Annotated in this window: 19 protein-coding genes; 11 read left to right on the top strand and 8 right to left on the bottom strand. The window is 45.8% G+C overall.

The features are described from left to right. Nucleotides 1-10: 10 nt before the first annotated feature. The 3 genes from WBJ53_RS22825 to WBJ53_RS22815 all read right to left on the bottom strand — a co-directional run bounded on the left by WBJ53_RS22825 (nt 11) and on the right by WBJ53_RS22815 (nt 2,172). Nucleotides 11-694 (bottom strand): SDR family NAD(P)-dependent oxidoreductase, encoded by a 684-nt coding sequence (locus WBJ53_RS22825; protein WP_338870456.1) that lies wholly within the window; start codon nt 692-694, stop codon nt 11-13. A gap of 65 nt (nt 695-759) precedes the next feature. Then, a complete protein-coding gene (locus tag WBJ53_RS22820; RefSeq protein ID WP_338870454.1) occupies nt 760-1,476 on the bottom strand; it encodes a pirin family protein in 717 nt (238 codons plus the stop codon). A gap of 111 nt (nt 1,477-1,587) precedes the next feature. Then, entirely contained in the window at nt 1,588-2,172 is a 585-nt protein-coding gene (locus WBJ53_RS22815) for a Crp/Fnr family transcriptional regulator (RefSeq protein WP_338870452.1), read from the bottom strand. 125 nt (nt 2,173-2,297) lie between these two features. Here WBJ53_RS22815 and WBJ53_RS22810 point away from each other — a divergent pair, with 125 nt between their 5' ends. The 7 genes from WBJ53_RS22810 to WBJ53_RS22780 all read left to right on the top strand — a co-directional run bounded on the left by WBJ53_RS22810 (nt 2,298) and on the right by WBJ53_RS22780 (nt 8,444). Then, nucleotides 2,298-2,858, top strand: a complete 561-nt coding sequence (locus tag WBJ53_RS22810) for a hypothetical protein (protein ID WP_338870451.1) — start codon at nt 2,298-2,300, stop codon at nt 2,856-2,858. Between the two features lie 95 nt (nt 2,859-2,953). Then, nucleotides 2,954-3,802 carry a MoxR family ATPase gene (locus WBJ53_RS22805; protein WP_338870449.1) on the top strand — a complete coding sequence of 283 codons (849 nt, stop codon included), beginning with the start codon at nt 2,954-2,956 and terminating at the stop codon, nt 3,800-3,802. Between the two features lie 68 nt (nt 3,803-3,870). Beyond that, nucleotides 3,871-5,094 (top strand): VWA domain-containing protein, encoded by a 1,224-nt coding sequence (locus WBJ53_RS22800; RefSeq protein WP_338870447.1) that lies wholly within the window; start codon nt 3,871-3,873, stop codon nt 5,092-5,094. Nucleotides 5,095-5,159: 65 nt separating this feature from the next. Beyond that, complete coding sequence (locus tag WBJ53_RS22795; protein WP_338870445.1) at nt 5,160-6,056, top strand: alpha/beta hydrolase-fold protein; 897 nt, start codon at nt 5,160-5,162, stop codon at nt 6,054-6,056. Between the two features lie 57 nt (nt 6,057-6,113). Further along, entirely contained in the window at nt 6,114-6,806 is a 693-nt protein-coding gene (locus WBJ53_RS22790) for a 16S rRNA (uracil(1498)-N(3))-methyltransferase (protein ID WP_338870443.1), read from the top strand. Beyond that, complete coding sequence (locus WBJ53_RS22785) at nt 6,803-7,465, top strand: DUF4159 domain-containing protein (RefSeq protein WP_338870441.1); 663 nt, start codon at nt 6,803-6,805, stop codon at nt 7,463-7,465. The genes WBJ53_RS22790 and WBJ53_RS22785 overlap by 4 nt, the downstream gene beginning before the upstream one ends. Nucleotides 7,466-7,637: 172 nt before the next feature. Next, on the top strand, nt 7,638-8,444 hold the full coding sequence (locus tag WBJ53_RS22780; RefSeq protein ID WP_338870439.1) for an acyl-CoA desaturase: 807 nt from the start codon (nt 7,638-7,640) through the stop codon (nt 8,442-8,444). A gap of 64 nt (nt 8,445-8,508) precedes the next feature. Here WBJ53_RS22780 and WBJ53_RS22775 read toward each other — a convergent pair whose 3' ends face one another. From WBJ53_RS22775 to WBJ53_RS22765, 3 genes are all read right to left on the bottom strand, one after another. Then, the gene (locus WBJ53_RS22775) at nt 8,509-9,036 is read right to left on the bottom strand and encodes a 5'(3')-deoxyribonucleotidase (RefSeq protein ID WP_338870437.1); all 528 of its coding nucleotides are present in this window, start codon (nt 9,034-9,036) and stop codon (nt 8,509-8,511) included. A 164-nt stretch (nt 9,037-9,200) separates the two neighbouring features. Further along, a complete protein-coding gene (locus tag WBJ53_RS22770; RefSeq protein WP_338870435.1) occupies nt 9,201-10,640 on the bottom strand; it encodes a dihydrolipoamide acetyltransferase family protein in 1,440 nt (479 codons plus the stop codon). Nucleotides 10,641-10,711: 71 nt separating this feature from the next. Next, nucleotides 10,712-11,965: a competence/damage-inducible protein A gene (locus tag WBJ53_RS22765; protein WP_338870433.1), complete on the bottom strand. Its 1,254-nt coding sequence runs from the start codon at nt 11,963-11,965 to the stop codon at nt 10,712-10,714. Between the two features lie 226 nt (nt 11,966-12,191). On the opposite strand from WBJ53_RS22765, the gene WBJ53_RS22760 reads away from it, so the two are divergent. The 4 genes from WBJ53_RS22760 to WBJ53_RS22745 all read left to right on the top strand — a co-directional run bounded on the left by WBJ53_RS22760 (nt 12,192) and on the right by WBJ53_RS22745 (nt 14,894). After that, entirely contained in the window at nt 12,192-12,953 is a 762-nt protein-coding gene (locus WBJ53_RS22760) for a DUF4197 domain-containing protein (RefSeq protein WP_338870431.1), read from the top strand. Between the two features lie 79 nt (nt 12,954-13,032). Beyond that, entirely contained in the window at nt 13,033-13,608 is a 576-nt protein-coding gene (locus WBJ53_RS22755) for a Crp/Fnr family transcriptional regulator (RefSeq protein ID WP_338870429.1), read from the top strand. Nucleotides 13,609-13,725: 117 nt separating this feature from the next. After that, on the top strand, nt 13,726-14,400 hold the full coding sequence (locus tag WBJ53_RS22750) for an NAD(P)-binding domain-containing protein (protein WP_338870427.1): 675 nt from the start codon (nt 13,726-13,728) through the stop codon (nt 14,398-14,400). A gap of 44 nt (nt 14,401-14,444) precedes the next feature. Continuing rightward, a complete protein-coding gene (locus tag WBJ53_RS22745) occupies nt 14,445-14,894 on the top strand; it encodes a nuclear transport factor 2 family protein (protein ID WP_338870425.1) in 450 nt (149 codons plus the stop codon). Nucleotides 14,895-15,129: 235 nt separating this feature from the next. Here the strand turns inward: WBJ53_RS22745 and WBJ53_RS22740 are convergent, their stop codons facing one another. After that, nucleotides 15,130-15,531 (bottom strand): group III truncated hemoglobin, encoded by a 402-nt coding sequence (locus tag WBJ53_RS22740; protein ID WP_338870423.1) that lies wholly within the window; start codon nt 15,529-15,531, stop codon nt 15,130-15,132. 158 nt (nt 15,532-15,689) lie between these two features. Then, a complete protein-coding gene (locus WBJ53_RS22735) occupies nt 15,690-16,037 on the bottom strand; it encodes an ArsC family reductase (protein WP_338870420.1) in 348 nt (115 codons plus the stop codon). Nucleotides 16,038-16,098 lie beyond the last annotated feature (61 nt).

Here is a 16,098-nt window from a genome sequence, read left to right as displayed (position 1 = left end):
TGTAAATCGGCTACGACTGGTTATATAATTTCAGCACAGGCTCGCTGATTGTTTTACCCGTGTCAGACAGAATGAATGTAATTGTTTTGCTGATGTCTTCCGGACTTATCCACTTCGTATGGTCGGCATCGGGCATGGCCTGCCGGTTGATAGGTGTGTCGATGGTGCTGGGTACAATTACCGTTGCCGAAATGTGTTTGCCTTTTCCGTGGGCATTTACCAGATCAGCCAGCTCAAAAATCAGTGATTTACTGATCGAATAAGCAAACAGATTCTTCCCGGCTTCAGCTACTAAAGCCGGACGGGCGCCAACCAGAATAAATTGTCCTCCTCCCTGCGCTTCAAACTGTGCCAGCAATGGTTTAACAAGATTGAATGCTGACACAAAGTTGAGCCGGTACATTTTGTCAAGAGTAGCCAGGTCGGTATCCTCAATGCTGCCTGCCGTGAAACCTCCAACCAACAGCGCAGCCGCGTGAATAGGCTGGCCTTTAACGCGTTCTAAGAAGCTATTGACCTGCTCTGGATTCAGAACATCAACGACCTCGCTACTGACGTTGGGCAAATAATCGAAAGCATGTCGATCTTTTTCAGAACCCAGCGTTGCCAGGATACGATAACCTGCTTTTTGTAATTCTTCGACAAGGCTGGTGCCCAGATTGCCGGATGCTCCCGTGACAAGTACAGTTTTCATACGTTCGGGTTTTTGCTGCTGATTAAGTAAGCTGATTAGCCAGCAAGCTAGCACTTTTTGACTAATCAGACAGCCATCGGCACATCCATTAGCAGAAACTCTGCATCACTATCGGCACGAATCGAAACCTTGTCGGTATCCCAGATGCCGAAACCATCGCGGGTGTTCAGCGTTTGCCCATTTACGGCAATCGTGCCGTTCAGAGTAAACACATATAAACCATTGCCTTTGGCTTTTACGGCATAATCGGCCGAATGATCTTTGTCGAACCTGCCAAGATGAAACCACGCATTCTGATGAATCCAGACACCCGTATCGGTTGGGTTGGGCGACAAAATCTGTTGCAACTTATTATGCCGATCGTTGGGGTTTAGCGAAATCTGGTCGTAGCGAGGCTCAACATTCCGCTTGTTGGGAAAAACCCATATCTGGAGGAATTTGACCGGCTGGTCTTTGCTGGCGTTATATTCGCTGTGCTGAATACCCGTACCGGCGCTCATTACCTGAATGTCGCCGTTGCGAATGGTAGCCACATTGCCCATGCTGTCTTTATGCTGCAAATCGCCTTCCAGCGGAATGCTGATGATTTCCATATTGTCGTGTGGGTGCGTACCAAATCCCCTTCCCGGTGCCACAACATCGTCGTTTAACACGCGCAGAACGCCAAAATGCATACGTTGTGGATCGTAGTAATTAGCAAATGAAAAAGTTTGCTGGCTTTTTAGCCAGCCATGATTAGCCAAACCACGAGTGTCGGCTTTATGCAGAACTGTATTTTTCATAAGGGTATAATTCGTTTGTTTCAGAAAAACCTGATGGTTAGGTTTTCTGAAACAAAAATGCAGCCTCGACGAGGCTGCAGGCATTGAACCAGAACAAGAAAGTAAGCAATGTTATTTATTTTTTTCGGCCAACCGTCGACGAACTTTGCTAAGGAATTCGGGTGTCATGCCGAGGTAAGACGCAATGTAATGCTGCGGGATTCGTAGCGGAAATTGTGGGTATTTTTTCAGAAAAGCCAGATAGCGCTCTTCGGCAGGCTGAGTCAGAATACTCACAAACCGGTCCTGTAGGGCGGCCTGGCTGCGCTGTACCATTAGTCGAAACACCCGTTCCATGGCCGGTATTTTTCGGAAGAGTTCTTCTTTTGCTTCGTAGGGAATAGTAAGCAGGGAACAATCTTCGAGCGCCTGAATAAACAGCTTTGACGGCGTTTGTGTCGTAAAGGATTGCAGATCAGCTATCCACCAGTCTTCGATTGCAAACTGGAGAATCACCTCGTGACCAGCTTCATCGAGGCAGTATTTGCGAAGACAGCCTTTTGTTACAAAGGACTCAATTGTACAGATTTCGCCTGCCTGTAGCAAAAAACTTTTGGTTTTCAGCGACACTGGGCGTAGTAATGAATGAAAATAGGCCAGTTCCGAATCAGTAAGTTGTATGGATCGGGTGATATGGGCATCCAGCGTATCGAACATGCGGTAAATATATAGACCATACGCGAACAGAATGCGTACGAACGAAAATAGGAGTGGCCGACGTTGCGAAGAGTTACAAACTCATTGTGTATTATACATTGTTCATTATACCTTAGCTTTGTTGCATGGCAAATTATAAAAACGAGGGATTTAATCCCGAAGAAATCAATGCGCTCAAAGAAGAGTGCCGACAAGAGGGTAAATCGTTCGTTTATGTTGAAGACGACGACCTCGATGTGCTGGAATCAGGCGAATGCGTGCATATTCAGTTTCCGGGAAGCTATCAGGGGCAGGAGGTAGTCTTCGATGCACTGGTTTACACGCTTCGGCTACACCATAGTAGTCTGGTTTATGAAATGGCTGTTGAACAAGTTCAGAAGGCATATCCTACCTATGTGCCGCCCGAAGATCGTAAACCGAGTTACACAATAGCCCCCGATCTGGAAGACGAAGCGGAAACGGCACTGACCGAAATTATCGAAGAAATTGAAGAAACCGAAACCGTAAAGGTTCAGGAGCACGTTGAAGTTGATACGAATTTTGAATACGGCATCAGTCTGGATGTATGCCTGAATGTTGAAGAAATTACCGACGAAGTGGTCGAGAATTTCATCCAGAACTTCAAAGCCAATACCCTGCATCTGGACAATACCCTGTACTCGTTCATGAGCGACGGGCAGGAATAGGGGTTTACGGTTTATGGTTGTTTCGCCTGTGTCAGGGCCAGTACCTTGCCGCTGCGAAGCAACCCTAACCTGTGAACCTGGCAACTTGTATGCCTATGAAAACTTCCTTTTCAGGTACCGACACCTATGTGGCAACCCGCGAACTAAGTACAGCGGTTAATGCTGCTATTCATCTTCAAAGGCCGCTTCTGATTAAAGGCGAGCCGGGTACCGGCAAAACGTTGCTGGCCTTCGAAATTGCTCAGGCACTCGGCAAACCGCTGTATACCTGGCACATAAAATCAACCACATCGGCGCAGCAGGGATTGTATGAATACGATGCTGTATCGCGTTTGCGCGATTCGCAGCTAGGCAGCGACCGAATCGGAACTCTTGAGGCTTACATTAAAAAGGGTAAACTCTGGGAAGCATTCGAATCTGACGAACAGGCGGTTCTACTGATCGATGAGATCGACAAAGCCGATATAGAATTTCCGAACGACCTGTTGCAGGAACTGGATCGGATGGAGTTCTTCTGCTATGAACTTGGTCGTACAATTTCGGCCCGGCACCGCCCTATCGTTATTATCACCTCCAACAACGAAAAAGAATTGCCGGATGCTTTTCTGCGTCGGTGCTTTTTTCATTTTATCCGATTTCCGGATCGGGAAACGATGCAGCAGATTGTAGCGGTTCATTTCCCGAATCTGTCGCAGGAACTGATGGCAAAAGCCATGTCGGTATTTTATAGCGTGCGCGATGTTAAAGCCTTGAAAAAGAAACCCTCAACAAGTGAGTTAATCGACTGGATTCGACTGCTTCTGGTGGCTGGGGTCACGGACGAAGATCTGAATGATCTGGATGTACTGAATGAAGTACCGCCCTATCTGGGATCATTGCTCAAAAATGAACAGGATACCGACCTGATAAGCGCATTACGTAAAAAAGGCGGAAGGCCGTATTGAGAATGATGAATCGAGAATGGCAATCCAGACGAAGAACTATTCATTGTTCATAACTTATTATGTAAACCGTGTTTCTCGACTTCTTTCTTCTGCTGCGAAAACATGCACTTCCGGTAACGTTATCGGAGTATCTGACTTTACTGGAAGCATTGCGGAGCGATGTAGGTAGTACAGGCGTCGAGGATTTTTATTTCCTCAGCAAAACGGCGCTCATCAAACATGAACAACATCTGGATCTGTTTGATCGCTTGTTTGATGAATACATAACCGGAACGCAGTCAACACCAGTAGAATCGCTGCCGGTTGTGCCACCAGAATGGTTGAATGGTGCACTGGAAAACCAGCTAAGCGATACCGAAAAAATGGCTCTGGAAACTGCCGGTGGGTTGGATGCGCTTTGGCAGACTTTTCGTGAACTGCTCGATGAACAGAACGAGCGCCATATGGGCGGTGGCCACTGGATTGGTAGGGATGGAACGTCGCCGTTCGGTACAAATGGAATGAATCAGGAAGGATTTAAGATAGAGTCGGGTAATAAATCCGTACCGGGAGGTAATCGACGGGCTGCAAAGGTCTGGGAACAGCGGGCCTATAAAAACCTGGACGATACCATTGAGCTTAATACCCGTAACCTGAAAATGGCCCTGCGCCGACTGCGTATACTTACCCGCGAGGGTATTGAAGAGGAACTGGATATTAATAGGACAATTAACCAGACGAGTCGAAATGCCGGGGTGCTGGATATTCAGATGCAGCCTTCTCGCAAAAACCGGGTGAAAGTGCTGATGTTGTTCGATGTGGGCGGTTCAATGGACGATCATATCGAATTGTGTTCGCACTTGTTTTCGGCAGCTCGCCATCAGTTTAAACATCTGGATTTTTTCTATTTTCATAACTGCGTCTACGAAACACTTTGGAAAGACAATCATGGCGATGGGCTGAATCGTCGGCGCGAACGCATCCCAACCTGGGACGTGTTGCATAAGTACAACAAAGACTATAAAGTGATTTTTGTGGGCGATGCTGCCATGGCGCCTTATGAGATAACAACACCGAAAGGAAGTGTAGAGCACTATAACGAAGAAGCGGGCATTGTCTGGCTCGATCGGTTTAAGGCGCAATACCCGAACCTGGTTTGGCTTAATCCCAATGTATCGGCCTACTGGCACTATACTCAAAGTACAACAATTATTCGCGAGTGGTCGGGTAATCGGATGTTTCCCTTAACGCTAAATGGGTTAGAACAGGCTATGAAGAGTCTGAAAAATCCCAAAATAGTGTTTTCCATATAGGAAAATAACAGCATATAACATACTGGCTATAAGGTAGTTTTTTTGGGTGATTGCCTTCTTCGGGCATGAAACGTATATTCCTCACCTGCCTGCTTGCCGCTGCTGGCTGGCTGGCCGTAATGCCTGTGCTGGCCCAGCAGGCACCGCTTTCCGAAACGGTGGCCTATGGCCCCGATTCGCAACGACAACCTGGTGTTCCTAAAGGAGAAATCCTGAAATATACCTGGACGAGCAAGGTGTTTCCCAACACGATCCGGGAGTATTATGTTTATGTGCCAGCACAGTATACGTCTCAATCGCCAGCGGCTTTGATGGTTTTTCAGGATGGCCATACGTATGTGAAAGAAGATGGTGATTTTCGGGTTCCAATTGTTTTCGATAATCTCATCCACCAGAAAGCAATGCCCGTTACGATTGGGTTGTTTATCAATCCAGGACATCATGGCAACGAATTGCCTAAAGATCCGTGGCGGGCCGATAATCGAAGTTTTGAATACGATACCCTCACCAGCCAATATACCCGTCTGCTGCTGGAAGAGTTGATTCCCGAACTGGCAAAAACATATCGGCTGGCCGATTCGCCAGCCATGCGGGCCATTGGCGGCATTTCGTCGGGCGGTATTTGTGCATTTACGGCAGCCTGGCAGCGTCCCGACCTATTTCATAAAGTACTAAGTCATGTAGGAAGCTTCACAAATATCAAAGGTGGGTATGTATATCCGTCATTGATTCGCAAATCGGCAAAGCGTAACATAAAAGTTTTTCTACAGGACGGAAGCGGTGATCTCGACAATCAGCATGGAAACTGGTGGCTGAGTAATTTGCAGATGGATGCTGCGCTGAAATTTAGCCAGTACGATTACAAATTTGTTGGTGGAACGGGCGGTCACAACGGAAAACAGGGCGGGGCTATTCTGCCCCAATCTTTACGATGGTTGTGGGCCGATGTTGTCAGTAAATAAATACAACCATTGAACGAATGAATGGTCTGATGGGCGGAATGCGTATTTTTGTTTTCTATGCATTTATTCTATCAACCAGACCCTGTTGCTTACCTTACCGAAGACGATTCCCGGCATGCTATAAAAACCCTTCGCCTGGGCGTTGGGAGTATAATTGCAGTAACTGACGGACACGGAAACCAGCATTCAGTCGTTATTACTCAGGCCGATAGTCGACGTTGCACCTTTCGAATCGTAGATACCCAAACGACACCATCCCGGTCTTTTTCGATCCGTATTTGTGTAGCGCCAACGAAAAATCTGGACCGGATCGAATGGTTTATCGAAAAAGCCGTTGAGGTTGGAATTGAGCGGATCAGCTTCTTTTTCGGTCAGCATTCAGAACGGCGTGTGCTGAAACTGGAGCGACTCGAAAAAATAGCAATAGCCGCTATGAAGCAATCGTTGCAGTCATATTTGCCCCGGCTCGATGAGGCTGTGCCGTTTGCTGAACTATTGAAAACCGTTGATGAGGAACAGCGGTTTATTGCGCATTTGCCTGAGAATGAATCCGTCGCTAATTTGGCAAAAGTTGCTCGTCCAGCAAGCCCGTACACCGTGTTGATTGGGCCGGAAGGCGATTTTTCGGAGAAAGAAATTAAACAGGCTGTTGAGGCTGGTTTTCTGATGGTAACGCTTGGCGACAACCGCCTGCGAACCGAAACCGCGGCCTTAACGGCCTGCCAGTTATTAAATTTTGTGAACCTATGAAGAGGTGTCTGTTAACCGTAATGCTCATTGGGCTTACATCGGTATTGGGCGTTCAGGCTCAGTATGCCTATAAAATTGCGAAGTTGAAATATAACGGTGGGGGCGACTGGTATGCTAATAAAACCTCGCTGCCGAATCTGATAAAATTTGCCAATGCCAATCTGCGGATGAATATTTTTCCGGAAGAAGATATTGTTGAGCCTGGGAGCCCCGATATTTTCGGTTATCCATTTGTGCACATGACTGGCCACGGAAATGTCAGTTTCAGTGACGCCGATGCCCAGAATATGCGTCGGTATCTGATTTCGGGAGGCTTTCTGCACATTGATGATAACTATGGCCTCGACAAGTTCATTCGGCGGGAAATGAAAAAGGTTTTTCCGGAACTGTCGTTTGTTGAGTTGCCATTTAATCATCCGGTATATCAGCAAAAATTCAAATTTCCGAACGGGCTACCCAAGGTGCACGAACACGATGGTAAGGCTCCGCAGGGCTTTGGACTAATTTATCAGGGAAGACTGGTTTGTTTTTATAGTTACGAATGTGATCTGGGCAATGGCTGGGAAGATCAGAGCGTATATAACGACCCCGAGCCTACCCGCCAGCAGGCGCTTCGAATGGGGGCAAATTTGCTGCAATACGCCACTACAACCAATTAGAAGGCGTTAAAAACCGGACTGGCAACCGTGTATTTATCCAAACTGATCGCTCTGATTCCAAAATAATTAAAGTATTATTTGGAGAATGCAAGCCAAAACCGTTCAAATTTCGTTAGTTTTGTAGGAGTTTTCTTATGTTGCTCGGTTGTTCACCCTTTAAACAGTCAATATTGTGATTGTACTGGCCGCATTTATAGGACACTGGTATCTGTCTCTATTTTGCCAAACATTCTTTTTACACCGCTATTCTGCCCACAAAATGTTCTCGATGAGCAAATTTTGGGAGCGGTTCTTTTATTTCTTGACCTATCTGTCGCAAGGATCGTCGTACTTAAGCCCACGTGCTTATGCCGTATTGCACCGGATGCACCACGCATTTAGTGATACACCTAAAGACCCCCACTCGCCCCATCATACCAAGAATATTTTCACCATGATGTGGCAGACAAAAAATATTTATAATGCCGTTCTGCACCGTAATCAGCCCATTGAGCGCCAGTTTGACCGTAACTATCCAGAGTGGAATTTTATTGAGAAACTAGGCGATTCGTGGGTGTCGCGGATTGGCTGGGGCGTTCTCTATAGCTTGTTCTATATCTTCGCCTATATCTATCTGGATATGCACTGGGCGTTTTTCTTCCTGTTGCCTGTTCATTTCGTTATGGGGCCTGTGCACGGAGCAATCATCAACTGGAGTGGCCATAAGTATGGTTACTCAAACTTCGACAACCACGATCAATCGAAAAATTCGCTGATTCTGGATGTTGTGATGATGGGCGAACTGTTTCAGAACAACCACCACAAACGGCCTAATGCAGCTAATTTCGGCGCAAAATGGTTTGAGTTCGATCCAACCTATCCAGTCATTACTGTTCTTCATAAATTGCACATTGTTCGATTGCGACCGTCGGCCGAAGCCCGCAAAGCACAACAGGAAGTGGGCCATGACCGCCTGGTTGAAGAAGAAACCGAGAGTTAAGTTGAATACGCCTGTTATTGAAAAAGCCCCGAACGATTCGGGGCTTTTTTGTTGAGTTGGCCGCTTACAGTAGTGTCTTCGCTATGTCGTGCCACGATCTCATGCGCCGAAATTGCTTGTCGTCGCGGTTGTGGAGAGCATCGAACAGCAGCCCTTCGCCTTTAAAAGTGCGGAGATTTCGGGGTAGGTCGTCGATCAGGAAATCCGTATTCAGCACACTTTTGTCGCCCAGAAAAATGTAATGATGCCACGAAATAGCCGGAAAATGCTCCTGTAGCCAGTCCCATTTTTCGCGTAATGAGTTTGGGAATTCCTGGGCTGCCGACGCAACAAAAACGTCATATTTTTCCATCAGGTCCGCAATTACATCCTGAGCTCCTTCCATCACCGGAATATCGCGGAAGAAGCCAACTTCGTAGACGCGCTCCGAAATGGCTTTGTATTCGTGTTCGTCGAATAACTCATGAAAGGATTTCTCCTTAAGCTCTTCGAGCGTGTAGCGAGGCATTTCGCCTTCGAGATAAAGTTTTACAAATTTAGCGTGAGTGTCGGCCATGACATCGTCCATGTCAATAGCAATGCGTTGTTTCATAGATGTCTGAACCTGGATTTTCGTACGATTAAAATGATTTCCAGGAGTAGTAGCAAGAGGATGATTATGTGATCTGAGCCAAGATTTTATCAAGATTGAAAAAGGATGGATCGGTAATACCTATACAGTCAATCTTTTCAATCTTGATAAGCCTTATAATCTTGTTAAAATCCGGGTTTATATTGTTCTAAATAATCAGCTACACGACGAACAAACTGCCCGCCCAATGAACCATCGACAACCCGGTGGTCGTAGGAGTGCGATAGAAACATCAACTGACGGATGCCGATGAAATCGCCCTGGGGTGTTTCAATAACCGCCGGTTTTTTCACAATAGCGCCAAAAGCCATAATGGCTACCTGCGGTTGCACAATGATTGGTGTGCCCATCAGATTGCCAAATGTACCGATGTTCGATATGGTGTATGTCCCACCAGCCAGATCGTCGGCGGTTAGCTTGTTTTCGCGGGCACGTTTGGTCAGGTCGTTTACTTTTTTGGTAAGCCCAACCAGGTTATATTGATCGGCATTATGAATGACGGGGACAATCAGATTGCCATTCGGTAGCGCAACGGCCATACCTATGTTGACCGCTCTCTTCACCAGAATAGTATCGCCCTCAACCGATATATTGATCATCGGAAAGTCTTTGATTGCTTTCACGACCGCTTCAATCAGAATAGGCGTATAGGTCAGATTTTCGCCTGTTTGCTGCTTGAACTGATCTTTGATACGAGTCCGCCACTCCACAACGGGCGTCATATCGGCCTCCACAAACGAGCTGACGTGGGGCGAAATCTGTTTCGACTCAACCATCCGCTGCGCAATCATCTTGCGCATCCGATCCATCTGAATAATGTCCGCCTGTCCGTTTAGCGAGCGTGGGGGTTGGTGCTCGGGGCTAGGCTCGTGGGGCGTGGGGGAAATGTGAGTTGGATTAGGCGAAACGGCTATACTCTCAGCCCCTTGTTCTATGCCCTTTGTGCCATTGGTCCGTTCAGCCAGATATGCCAGAATGTCTTTTTTTGTTACACGATTTTCGGCTCCGGAGCCTGGAAGCCGATCTAGTTCTTCGCGCGAAATACCTTCTTCTTTGGCTATATTGAGCACGAGCGGAGAATAGAACCGATGGTGGAATACGGGCTGATGACTGGCCTGTATTGTTTCAGAAGCAGCAATGGCTTTTTCCTGGAGTGCCGGGCGGCTACTCATTGAAGCAATGCTGGCTTCCAGTTCGCGGGCCGATTCTGTTACTTCGGTAGGCTGCTCTTCTGCCGAAACATTAGCCACATCGCCAATACCTTTTGGGGTTTGATCGGCATCAGATACATTGGGTGATGGGGAAGCCGCAACCTCCACCGATTCTTCAGTTTCTATACGGGCGATGGGAGCGCCAACAGCTACTACATCGCCATCGTTGACAAGCAGTTCTTTCAGAATTCCACTCTGAGGAGCCGGTACTTCGGTATCTACTTTGTCGGTAGCTACTTCCAGAACTGATTCGTCGACCTCAATGCGCTCACCGGGCTTTTTCAGCCAGGTAATCACCGTACACTCCATTATGCTTTCGCCCATTTTGGGCATAACCATATCGATGAGAGCCATGTCTTTATAGTGAAGAGTGAAAAATGAAGAATGAAAAAGAGAAGCACAGGTAAACCGATATTCTTCATTTTTCACTGATTTAAAAGTTCTTCCCGCAGCATGTTCAATACATACGTGGATGTAAGCTGAATGTTCTGATCGCGATATTGACCAAGCCGCAGCAATCGGGCTACGGTTCGCTGGTCGGTAGCGCAGGCAATCCAGATAGTGCCTACTGGTTTGTCGGGTGTTCCACCGTCGGGGCCTGCAATGCCACTCGTGGCAATACCAATAGTTGTGCCCAGCGCTAACCGAACGCCTTCGGCCATCTGCCGAACGGTTTCTTCGCTAACCGCGCCGAACTGGTCGAGGGTTTCGGGTTGAACGCCCAGTTGGGTCACTTTCACGGCATTGCTATAGCTCACTACACTACCCCAGAAATAGGCCGATGAACCCGGTACTTTGGTTATCTGCGACGATACATAGCCTCCCGTACAGCTTTCGGCAATGCCAAGTGTCAGGTTCTTTTCCTTAAGTAAGCGTCCAACAACCACTTCGAGTTCATCATCGTCGAAACCAAATACATTTTTTTCGATGAGTGGCATCACTTTCTCAACCTGCCCGGCTAGTTGCTCATCGAGCTCGGCCTGATTGTCGCCGGTTGCTGTTAACCGAAGTTTTACGCCCCCGAAACTAGGTAAGTAAGCGAGTTTAATATGCTCAGGCAGGGCATCTTCCCACGCTTCGATGCGTTCGGCCAGAAACGACTCGCCAATGCCTACCGTGCGAATCATCTTGTGCTTGATGATCGGTGTTTTGAAATGCTGACGGAGCTTTGGCAAAATTCGGTTTTCCATGAGATGTTTCATCTCAAACGGTACACCCGGCAGCGATACATAAACCCTGCTTTCATGCTCGAACCACATACCGGGTGCCGTACCCCAGTCATTCTGGATGTAGACCGCATTGGCGGGTAAATCGGCCTGAGCGCGGTTCAGGTCGGTCATGGCTCGGCCACGCTTTTCGAAGAAGCTGGTTACCAGAGCCAGTGCATCAGGATTGCGGACCATCCCGACACCGAAATAGGTGCAGAGCGTTTTCTTGGTAATGTCGTCTTTCGTTGGTCCTAAGCCACCCGTAATGATGATGACATTGGCTCGTTGATGGGCTTCGCTGAGTATTGGCAGGATAGCATCGGCCTGATCACCTACTGAAGACTTACGGACAACGCGAATGCCAATGTTGGTTAATTCGGTACCAATCCACTGCGTATTTGTGTCGGTAATTTGTCCGAATAATATTTCGTCGCCGATGGTGATGACCTCGGCCCGGATTGTATTGGTCATTTTTTTATGAATAATGAACCATATTTGTGGTTCTTAATGCATACTGTATAATGACCTTATTGGATTGCCTTAAAGCGGCTTTGAAAAATTATTGCACTGACTGCCAGCTAGTTGAAAATAATTATTCAGTAGGCATTATACATTCTGCATTTTCTGCTGTCAAAAGTACGAAAAAACGATTTAGGGCAATTGACCGTTATCAAATAGCAACCTAATTTATCCTGGGATGAAAAAAAGTACGCTTTCGGCTATGCTATTGGCCATGACAATTAGCACGACCAGCTTCGGTCAGGACTCAACGCGCCAAAAATCATCGGGTAGTGGAATTTTCGGGAAAATCCTTGATGCGGTTACGCAGCCATCGGCCGGAACGGCTGGTGGTTTATCCAGCACTGATATTGCATCAGGTCTGAAAGAAGCGTTGCGGGTTGGCGTAACCAATGGGTCGGCTCAGGCGTCGAAGGTAGACGGCTATTTCAAAAATCCACTATTGAAAATTGCGTTTCCTCCCGAAGCACAGAATATAGCTACGAAACTTCGCCAAATTGGGTTTAGCAAACAGGTCGATCAGTTTGAGTTGTCGCTTAACCGGGCTGCTGAAGATGCGGCCAAAAAAGCGGCTCCTGTATTTGTGAAGGCTATTACGTCGATGAGTATTCAGGATGCGGTTGGCATTTTGCAGGGGCAGGACGATGCCGCAACCCAATACCTGCGCCGGACGTCGGGGCAGCAACTCGTCACGGAGTTTACGCCTATTATCGACAGTACGTTGAAAAAAAATAATGCAACCAAATATTACAGCGATCTGGTCAACACGTACAACAAAATTCCGTTTGTGAAAAAGGAAAACCCAAACCTGACCGAGTATGCGACCAATAAGGCCGTCGACGGTTTGTTTATTCTGGTTGCCCAGGAAGAAAAGAAAATTCGTGAGAACCCGGCGGCTCGTGTCACCGATTTGCTGAAGCGAGTGTTCTCGAAGCAATAGTATGTTTTATGAGGATAAAAAAAGCTTGCTGAATGGCTTAAACGCGACCGTTATAGGCAACCCTAACAGACACTTCGTAATGGAAAATATCATTAAACATTTTGACAAATACCTTCCATTGGGCGACGAGGAGAAAGAAGCCTTGACAAGTCGTTTGGTACAACGTAAGATAAAACGTAAACAATACATTTTGCAGGAGGGTGACATTTGTAAATATTTCACTTACGTTGCTGAGGGCTGTTTTAAAATGTACGGTATTGACAATTCAGGCGTAGAGCATAATTTGCTTTTTGCAGCAGAAGACGAATGGATTGCTGATATTGACAGCCTGCACAAAGAAAGACCATCCAAATTATTTATAGAAGCTATTGAACCAGCCACTATTTTTCAACTTTCAAAAGGGGATTTATGGTATTTGTATACCAACTACCCCAAGTTTGACAGGAATTTCAGGGTAATTATTGAAGACAAATATATTGAACTGCAAAACCGCCTGTTACAAATGTTCAGTGCAACCGCTTATGAACGTTATGAAAATTTTTTAGAGCAATATCCAAATTTGGCTAACCGTTTACCCAACACCCAAATAGCTTCTTATTTGGGCATTACCCCAGAGTTTTTAAGTAAAATCAGGAACACAAGACTTCAAAAGTAAATACGACCCTTAATCTACATTAAGACTTTTTCTTGTTCTATGTTATAGGAACAAGCCTTTGGTTTGTTGCACTTTTGTATTGTCAATAACGACAAGCAAAATTTAAAACATAAAACAATGGCCACTCAATCGTCAAATACAAAAGTAGCCATCATTGGCTTAGGCAATATTGGTAAGGCAATCGCAACAAATCTTACAAAAGGAAATCATCAGGTAATTGTAGCTTCAAGAGAATTAGACAAAGCGCAAGAGTTCGCCAGCAGCTTAAGCAGTAATGTTACAGCCGAAGAAATAACAATTGCTATTAAAAATGCTGATGTAGTAGTTCCTGCCATTTACTTTGACAAAATAAAAGACTTTTTAAAAACTTATGCAAATGAGTTAGCCGGAAAAATTATCGTAGATGTTTCAAACCCAATTGCACCTGATGGAAATGGTGGTTTCAAAAAAGTTATTGACCAGGATTTATCCGCCGGCAAAGTGCTAAATGAGTTAACGCCTTCTACGGCTGTTTTAGTAAAAGCATTTGGTACATTGGGCGCTGCATCATTGCTTAATGAGGCTTTTGCAACGCCAGAAAGAAAAGTATTGTTTTATGCTTCAGACAGTACCAACAACAATAACAAAATTGAAGAATTGATTATTGCAAGCGGCTTCACTCCTTTTCATATTGGCGGTATTGACCAGTCAATACGCATAGAAGTATTTGGCGACCTGCACGAATTTGGAGCATTAGGCAAAACAGTAACCTTAGAAGAAGCAAAGGAAGCAGTTAATCAACATGCAATATAATCACATATGAAAAAATAATTATAACAGTCATATTGTTTGTATCAATGGCATCCTGCCACAACCAGGAAAAAAATCAAAATAATAATAACAAGCAAAAATTATCAATAATGGAAAATCAGGAAAAAACAGCAATCGAAAAAACATTGAACACTTATTTCGGCTCATTAAACGCATCAGATGTAAAAACAGCCGTTGGCTCTTACACTGCAGACGGTGTATTTATGCCTACCAAATTTCCAACGGCTACCGGTGCAGAGCAATTGGTGGCAGCTTATGAAAATGTATTTAAAGCCATTCAATTAAATGTAACTGTAAAAATTGAAGAGATAATAATCAGGGATGACATTGCATTTGCCCGTACACTTTCAAACGGCACAACACTTATACATGCAACAGGCGAAACGACACCAGAGGAAAACAGGGAGTTCTTTCTTTTAAGAAAAGACAACGGCGAATGGAAAATTGCCCGTTATATGTTTAATCAACCAAAATAGTTTGACGATGAAGGGCCGCCTATAACATGCGGTTTGGCAATATGGCGGGGCGACGAATATATGCTCATTTTTTTGTTCGCTAATCGGCTTCAGTTCCAGCCGACGAATAAAGCCGGGCTGTAGAACAAACAATGAACTTTTAGTTATAAATTTAGCAGCGGTTACTGGCTGACGATTTTTAAATGCCGCCACCTTCGCCAAGCCCTGTCCGTTTAAGCCATTCAACAAGCTTTTTTTATCCTTCCATATACGAATCGTTATTGATATACTCCAGCTTATTGGCCCATACCAGCGCAATCTGAGTAGCCCGTTGCCGAACCTGCTGGGCTGTTTCACCTTCAAATTGCTCGGCGATGGTTGCCGAAAAAAGCTGTAACCACCGTTCGAAATGCTCAATGGTAAGTGTATGCTGCTGATTGACAATTAGATGTGGCCGAAACGGATGGCCATCATAAGCATTGTTTCCCAGAATGATACTTTCCCAGAAAGCATACATTTTGGGTAAGTGCTTTCCCCAATCCACCTGGGCCACATCGGTAAAAACGGGGCCTAGCAATGGGTCTTTCTGTACTTTCTCATAAAATGAATCTACCAGTAGCCGGATAGCTTCGGGCGAATCAAGTGTTTTTCTGGACATACTCGTAATGGGGTTTTCAACAGAATTTACAGGATTGATTCATACCTTAAATCCTGGTTTCGGAAGCCGTACAATATTCCCGACAAATGTCTCCAGGAATTGATTTATACATTAAATCCTGTTCATCCTGTAAATCCTGTCGAAAACAAGATCGTTATTCAGACTGTAAACGTTTCGGCATATTGATCCGCCTTAAAACCCAACGCTACAAGCTGACCGTTTTGTTCAATCAGTGGCCGACGAATAACGGACGGTTTTTCAAGCATGAGGGCAATGGCGCTTTCTGCATCGGTTGGTTTATCGGTATCGGGTAATTTCTTCCAGGTTGTTCCGGCGCGGTTTACCAGCTCTTCCCAGGGTTTTTGCGTAAGCCAGTGTTCAATGGTTTTTCGGTCGATGCCCTGTTTTTTATAGTCGTGAAATTGATAGGTAATATTGTGCTCGCCCAGCCATACGCGGGCTTTCTTTACGGTTTCGCAGTTAGGAATGGCGTATACTGTATACATAGTCGGTAGCTTGATTCGGGGCGAAATTAGTATTGTTGGAGGAAACCCCGCACAGGAATAG

The sequence above is a fragment of the Spirosoma sp. SC4-14 genome (assembly GCF_037201965.1).
Classification (GTDB): Bacteria; Bacteroidota; Bacteroidia; order Cytophagales; family Spirosomataceae; genus Spirosoma.
The sequence above is the reverse complement of the archived record's forward strand: the minus strand, read 5'-3'. Positions and strand labels throughout refer to the sequence as shown.